At 69.1% G+C, this 6,990-nt stretch carries 5 protein-coding genes, 1 tRNA gene and 1 pseudogene; 4 read left to right on the top strand and 3 right to left on the bottom strand.

What is annotated here, in order from left to right; translation table 11 throughout:
- Positions 1–67 precede the first annotated feature (67 nt).
- A complete protein-coding gene (locus tag M0638_RS25695) occupies positions 68–3,295 on the top strand; it encodes a hypothetical protein (RefSeq protein ID WP_248669806.1) in 3,228 nt (1,075 codons plus the stop codon).
- A 39-nt stretch (positions 3,296–3,334) separates the two neighbouring features.
- Here M0638_RS25695 and M0638_RS25690 read toward each other — a convergent pair.
- A tRNA-Ala gene (locus M0638_RS25690) sits at positions 3,335–3,410 on the bottom strand.
- Positions 3,411–3,580: 170 nt separating this feature from the next.
- Between M0638_RS25690 and M0638_RS25685 the strand changes: the two genes are divergently transcribed.
- Positions 3,581–3,721, top strand: a complete 141-nt coding sequence (locus tag M0638_RS25685; RefSeq protein ID WP_248669805.1) for a hypothetical protein — start codon at positions 3,581–3,583, stop codon at positions 3,719–3,721.
- 203 nt (positions 3,722–3,924) lie between these two features.
- Here the strand turns inward: M0638_RS25685 and M0638_RS25680 are convergent, their stop codons facing one another.
- Entirely contained in the window at positions 3,925–4,440 is a 516-nt protein-coding gene (locus tag M0638_RS25680) for a MarR family winged helix-turn-helix transcriptional regulator (protein ID WP_248669804.1), read from the bottom strand.
- 109 nt (positions 4,441–4,549) lie between these two features.
- Here M0638_RS25680 and M0638_RS25675 point away from each other — a divergent pair, with 109 nt between their 5' ends.
- Both M0638_RS25675 and M0638_RS25670 read left to right on the top strand, forming a co-directional pair.
- Positions 4,550–6,127, top strand: coding sequence for an FAD-dependent oxidoreductase (locus M0638_RS25675; protein ID WP_248669807.1), 1,578 nt, complete (start codon positions 4,550–4,552; stop codon positions 6,125–6,127).
- The gene (locus tag M0638_RS25670) at positions 6,124–6,684 is read left to right on the top strand and encodes an isochorismatase family protein (protein ID WP_248669803.1); all 561 of its coding nucleotides are present in this window, start codon (positions 6,124–6,126) and stop codon (positions 6,682–6,684) included. The genes M0638_RS25675 and M0638_RS25670 overlap by 4 nt, the downstream gene beginning before the upstream one ends.
- Positions 6,685–6,724: 40 nt before the next feature.
- Here M0638_RS25670 and M0638_RS25665 read toward each other — a convergent pair.
- Positions 6,725–6,990, bottom strand: a pseudogene (locus M0638_RS25665) (IS3 family transposase); the annotation flags it as partial.

Genomic DNA, 6,990 nt, shown 5'->3' with positions numbered 1-6,990 from the left:
GTTCTCCCCGTCGCCTCCGTCCAGTTTCCCATGGCGCCCGACACGTGCTGCCGGCGCCGCGACCGATGTGCAGGCCGGCGCCGCCGAAGCCCTCGCGGCCAAGGTGGAGCAGGGCGGCCCCTCCAACGCCACCGCGATCATCCGCCAGGCCCAGGACGAACTCCACGCCGCCAAGGCTGCCTATGAGGAAGCCCTGGAGCGCCACGGGGTGACCCCGGAGGTCCGCCGGGAGATCACTGCGGCGGTCGATGCCGCCAAGGCCCCTGCCCCTGTCCGGCAGGAAGCCAAATCCACGGCGGAGCCGGCGACCGTGGAAGCCAACGAGACGGCTGCCCGGTCCACCCCTACCGGACCGGAGGCGAAGGCGGCTGGCAGCGTTGGGGGACGTGCTGCCGTTGATACCGCTGGGGAGGCTGCCGATGCCGCCACCGTCGCCGCCGCCCGTGGCGCTGCGGATGCTGCTGCCGCCGCTGCCCCTTCAGGCACTCTTCCCCTGACGGGGACCGCCGCCCAGCGCGCCGGCATGAACCTCTCCGACGCCGCCGCCCGTGCCGTGGAAATCACGGACGACCAAGTGGTGAACGTCCACCGCTTGCTTCAGGAAGGCCGCCCCCGGGAAGCCATCGACCTCATCGGGATCAACCCGCTGCACGTCCAGGGGCGCGAGGGGATCACCGAAGTCCTCAACGCTCTCCACGACACCTTCGCCCCCGCCTTCGCCAAGGCGAACCAGCGGGTGAAGTCGGAGGAGGTCACGAAGGCCCTGGCGGACAGCATCGCGTCCACCCCGGCGCAGGCCAGGGAAGCCCTCGCGCGCACCTTCGGCGCCACCCGGGACCTCGACGCGATGGCCCTGCTGGCGAAGCGGTACATGACTTCCTCCAGTCAGGCCGTGCTCGACCTCTCCAAGCGCGTCGCCGGGGGCGACAGGGCGGCCACGGGTGAACTGATCGCGGCCGTCGCGCGCGCCAAGGAGGCCCGGGAGTTCTTCGAGGGCACCGCGTCGAGCTTCGGGCGTGCCCTGCGGTCCCTGCGGATTGACAGCGATGCGCTGGTCCACCTCACCCCGCAGGACATCGCGGAGATGGCGGCCGAGGCCGGTGGCCGGGAGGCGGTGCAGAAGTTCGCGGAGCGCGTGGCCCTGATGCAGCACCCGGAGCAGATCGCCCGGCTCATCAAGGGAAGCTTCGCGGATCGCTTCATGCACGCCACGGCGGAGTTGTTCATCAACAACATCCTCTCCGGGCCGACGACGCAGACGATCAACCTCGCCTCCTCCACCATGAACGCGCTCATCTCCCCCATCCGCCACATCCTCGGCGGCGCCTTCACGGGAGACTGGAACGCGGTGCGTGGTGGTGTCTCGATGTATCACGCCCTGGGCGAGAGCTTCGTGGACCACCTGCGGCTCCTGAAGCTCGCCACGGATGGCCGTGGGGGTCTCGATGAGATCGCTCAGACGTACATGGGCGATGGCATCAAGCCGGAACTCCTGAACGGCATCCGGGCCTTCATGGGCGACGCTCCCGTACTCGACAGCGCGGGTGTCGGCGCGACCACCGATGGCGTCCTCGGGCGCCACGCCATCGCCTCGTACAACTTCGGGGTGACCAACCCGCTCGCCGCTGCTGCCATCGACACCTTCGGCAAGGCCATCCGCCTGCCGACGCGGCTGATGATGAGCACCGATGAGATCGTGAAGGGCATGGCGTACCGCATGGACCTCCGCCGGCAGGCCACCGAGCTTGCCTTGGAAGGGCGCCGCACGGGCTCCATCGTGGACGACAAGGCCATGGCCGAGTTCATCACGCGGACCATGAACGATCCCCCGAAGGAACTCCACGACCTCGCCATCCAGGCGAGCCGGGAGGCCACCTTCTCGCAGAAGCTCGACCGCAACGGCGGCGCGCTGGACCGGATCGGAGCCCGGTTCGCGGACATGACCACGGCGTACCCGCCACTGAAGTTCTTCCTGCCCTTCGTGACCACCCCCACGAACCTCCTGAAGTGGTTCGCGGATCACTCGGTGGTCTCCCCGATGCTCACCGGGAACTTCTACCGGGACATTCGGGGCGTGAATGGGCCGATGGCGCAGCGCATGGCGATGGGCAAGATGGGCCTCGGGGCCACCATGTGGGGCGCCGCCTACTACCTGACCTCCACCGGCGCGGTCACCGGCGCGATCCCCAATGGCAACGCCGGGCAATCCGAGCGCGCCTCCGGTGCCCTGCCGTATTCCATCCGGGTCACCAACGCGGACGGCAGCCACTCCTTCGTGCCCTTCTCCCGCTTCGATCCCATCGCCATGCACCTCGGCATCGCCGCCGACATGGCGCAGCTTTGGGGCCGGACGGATGCCAGGACGCAGGAGGGCTTCTTCACCTCCTACGTCATCGCCGCCGCGCAGAACTTGTTCAACAAGTCCTATCTCAAGGGCGTGTCGGACATGTTCTCCCTGGTGAATGATCCCTTCGCCTCGGACACCAACCCAGGGGAGCGCCTGACGCGCTTCCTGGCGAACACCGCAGCCTCCCTGGTGCCCTTCTCGGGGCTCCAGCGGGGCATCGCGCGGACCTTCGATCCCACCCAGCGCGAAGTCAGGGTGTCCGGCGGGGACGACGATTGGCCCACCGTGCGCCGCCTGCTGAACCAAGTCATGGCGAACACGCCAGGCTTCTCCTCCAGCCTGCCGCCCGTGCGCGACCTCCTGGGGGAACCCGTTCAGGTGCCCGTGGGCTACGGCTCGAACCTCACCGGGGGCCTCCTGGGGGCCATCTCGCCGCTCCAGTACCGCGACGAGAGCAGCCACCCGTTCCTTCAGGAGCTTCGCCGGCTGGGCTACGACATGGCCCCGCTGGTCCCCTGGCGGAACTCCGATGGTCTCCCGATGACCCCGCAGCAGCGGGACCGGCTCATCACGCTCACGACGCAGGACGTGACGATCCAGGGCAAGACCATGCAGGAGTATCTGGACGACTTCGTGCAGTCCGAGGCTTACGCGAGGCTGACCGATGACGGGCGTGATGGGTCTCCGGGTTCCCGGCGGCAAGTCCTGGGGAACATCGTGCGGGGCTTCAAGCAGCTTGGGGAGGCCGCGCTGATGGAGGATGACCCCGCGTGGCGGGAGCAGGTGCGCGCGGCGCGAATCCAGCGCCGTTCGCAGTTGATCCCCGCGATTCTCTCGGGGGTCACCGTGGGGCAGACGATTGAGGCGACGCACCCCCACGCGATAAAATGTGAGGGGTGCCTTGTGGGGGGTGGCGTGAGGGGTGTCTCTCGCGCCACTATTCCTTAAACGGCTGATTTTCCGAAGGAAATTTTTCGTTTCGGTGGATGGTGGAGCTGAGGGGAATCGAACCCCTGACCTCCTCATTGCGAACGAGGCGCTCTCCCAACTGAGCTACAGCCCCATCGTATCAGCCACGCGGAGGTGATCCGCCGCGCGGGCCGGGTTATGTCGGAGGGCCTGGGACAAGTCAAGCCTTCACCCTCCACGTCAGGGCGCCGCATTCGGGTTAACGGCGGTTTATGGGTTGCCTGGGTAGTGGGTTCGTGAGCGGCACCGCTCTGGAGCACTGCCATGATGGGGCTTGCGCTGCTGGAGCGGCTGGCGCCGTCGCGCCTGAAGGCGTTGCTGGAGCATTTCGGCGCGATCGCCGACCCGCGCGAGCCCCGGCGGGTGGCCCACCCGAAGGAAGGTGCTGACACAAGACCAGGGTGATCCGCCGTCGCGGCCGGTAGCGCACCCTGAGGTGGCGACGTTCGCCACGCTCGGGTGGGCCGATGGGTTCAGCGACCGCCGCCGCCTCGAGCCGATCGGCAACATCCCGCCCGCCGAAGCGGAAGCGCGCCACCAGGCCCCGATCCAGGCCCCTGCCCTGACAGTCCGACCCGATCCAGCCAGCCTCCGGCAAACGGCGCCGTTCAGCCCGCGCTGTCCGATCCGTCTCCGTCCTCGGTTCTCGCGATCCGGTCGAGGGTGCGGGCGAGGCGGTAGCGGGTTGCCGGCGACATATCGGCGAAGGTGCGGCACAGACGGGCGCTGTTGGTCGTCAGCAGCTCGTCGGCGACGCGTTCCCCATGCGCGGTCAGACTTACCAGGAAGCGCAGCTGATGGGCGGGATCGGTCTTCCGCACGATCAGCCCCTCGCGCTCCATGGTGTCGACGAGTTCGGACACCGACGGCCGCGAGACCTGCAGCAGCGGGCCGAGGTCGGCCTGGCGGATCGGCCCGCCTCTGGCCCAGAGCAGCAGCAGCATCCGCATGCGCCCCGGCGTCACCGCGTTCGCGCCCATCCAGCGGTGGAGATCGGCATTCACGCGCTGCGCGCACGTCCGGAGCGCGAACAGAAGGTCGAGCGCACTCGCCTCGTCCTCGGGCAGGCGCTCCCGGTAGGCCGCCTGCACGAAATCCGGAGGCACGATATCGCGATCAGTCATTGTAACACCTTCTTTGTAAGGACCCTTACATTAGATTGGAGGCTCACAGGACACCATCAGCACGTTCGCGAGCCGGATCGAAGGTGCTGGCTGACAGAAGGTGGACACGATGACCAATCCCATACTCGTCGTCGGTGCCGGTCCGACCGGGCTTACGGCGGCACTCGAATTGTCGCGGCAAGGCGTGCCGGTGCGCCTGATCGACAAGCGGGCCGGGCCCGCCGAAACCTCGCGCGCGATCGGCATCCAGGCCCGGACCCTCGAACTGATGGAGCAGCGCGGGCTCGCCGACGAGATGGTGCGGCTCGGCAACAAGGGCCATGCCGGCAGTGTCTACGGCGGCGGCAGGCGTGTCCTGCGGCTCGACTTCGGCCACGTCCCCAGCCGGTACGACTATATGCTGTTCCTCAGCCAGGCGGAAACCGAGCGGATCCTGCGCGAGGCGTGCGCCAGGCACGGGGTCGAGCCCGAATGGAGAACCACGCTCACCGGCATCGCGCAGGACGCGCTGTCGCGGTCGGAGAATCCCGTCGCCGCGGCGATCGGGCTGCCGGACGGCGCCACGGAGCGGTTCGAGACGCCCTGGCTCATCAGCGCGGAAGGCGCGCACAGCCTCACGCGCACCACGCTGGACCTTCGCTTCGGCGGCAGGTCGCTCGACACGCAGTACGCGCTCGGCGACCTCCACCTCGATGGCGACCTGCCCGGGACCGACTTCCACATCTTCTCGTCCGAACACGGCTTCATGGGGCTTTTCCCGATGGGTGGAAGGCACTTCCGCCTGATCGCGAGCAATCCGTTCGGCAAGCCCGACCCGCACACCAGGCCCTCGCTCGACGAGTTCCAGAAGATCTACGACCAGCGCTCGCACATCCCGGCGCGCTTCCACGATCTCGTCTGGTCCAGCTGGTTCCGCATCAACAGCCGGATGATCGAGCGGCTCCGCGTCGGCCGGATCCTGTTTGGCGGCGATGCCGCGCACATCCACAGCCCGGCCGGCGCGCAGGGCATGAACACCGGCATCCAGGACATGATCAATCTCTGCTGGAAGCTGGCACTTGTGCAGCGTGGCGGGGCGCCGCCGGCGCTGCTCGACACCTACGAGCAGGACAGGCTGCCGGTGATGCGCAACGTGCTGTTCGGGACGGAGCACCTGACGGAGATCATCGGCAGCGAGAACCCGGTCACCCGCACGCTGTTCAACCATCTGGGCCCCTGGATCGGCGGGACCTCGATCGTCCAGGAGAACAGCACGGCGCGCATGGCGCAGATCGCCCTGGGCTACCGCGACAGCCCGCTGTCGGACGAGCACGCGCATTCGGGATCGCTCAAGGCGGGCGACCGCATGCCGCCGCAACTGCGGGTCCGCCGGGCCGGAACGGGCGGGGATACCGATCTCGCCAAACTGCTTGACCCGTCGAGCTTCGTGCTGGTTGTGGCGCACGGTGCCACGCCGGTCGCGGTCACGGCGGCGCTGACCGCCGCCGCCGGCGGCATCCCGATCGTGGAAATCGCCGCGGCCGGCGATGACGACCGGGACTACGCGGCGCTGCTCGGCGGCCGTTCCGACGTCTACCTGGTGCGGCCCGACGGCTATGTCGGGCTGGCCGCATCGGCCCGGGGCGCGCCGGCGGCGCTCGCCGCCTATGTCAGCCGGTGGCTCACCCACGAGGAACCCTCGGCATGAACGCGCATGACACGCTCGTCCTGTTCGCCGACCTCCAGCCGGAGATCGTCGCGCGCAGCAGGACGACCGCGCCGGACGCGCTCGCCGCGTCGGCCGGCATCCTGGCCGAGGTCGGGGCCATCCTCGGTCTCCCGCTGCTGTTCAGCGTTGTCCCGGAGGGGAGCAAGCCGCCCGTGCTGATCCCGCAGCTGGCCGGGTACGCCCGTGCCGACCGGGTCTTTCCGCGCATGACGGCGACCCCCTGGCTCGACCCGGCCATCGTCGCGGCGATCGAGGAGACGGGGCGGCGCACGATCGTCGTCGCCGGCTTCGCGACGGAGGTGGTGACGCTGCACGCCGCGCGCGGCGCGGTCGCGGCGGGCTATCGTGCCATCGTGCCGGTCGATGCCAATGGCGGGATGTCGGCGGCCACCGAGGCCGCCGCGCTCCGCCGGATCGAGCAGGCGGGCGGCGAGACCAGCGCGGTCGTCTCGGTCGCCACCGAACTTGCCCCCGACTTCGCCGCGGCGCCCGGCGCCGCGGTGTTCGCTGCCCTGCAGAAGCTCCGGCTCGCCTGAATGAGCCGCGCCGGGTTTGCCGGAGGCTGGTTGGGTTGCGTCACGCCGCCAGTGCGGGCTCCTCAAGCTGGGCATAGTAGCGCGCCTCGGCTTCGGCAGGTGGGATGCTGCCGATCGGCTCGAGGAGGCGCCGGTTGTTGAACCAATCGACCCACTCAAGGGTGGCGAACTCCACCGCTTCCAGGGTGCGCCACGGACCGCGGCGGCGGATCACCTCGGTCTTGTAGAGGCCGCTGCCGTTGGACGCAGCGCGTCCAACCGGCGAGGGCGTTGTCGTAGCTGTCGCCGACCTGCCGACGGAGGGCT

This window comes from Roseomonas acroporae (assembly GCF_023223525.1).
Classification (GTDB): Bacteria; Pseudomonadota; Alphaproteobacteria; order Acetobacterales; family Acetobacteraceae; genus Roseomonas_E; species Roseomonas_E acroporae.
The sequence above is the reverse complement of the archived record's forward strand: the minus strand, read 5'-3'. Positions and strand labels throughout refer to the sequence as shown.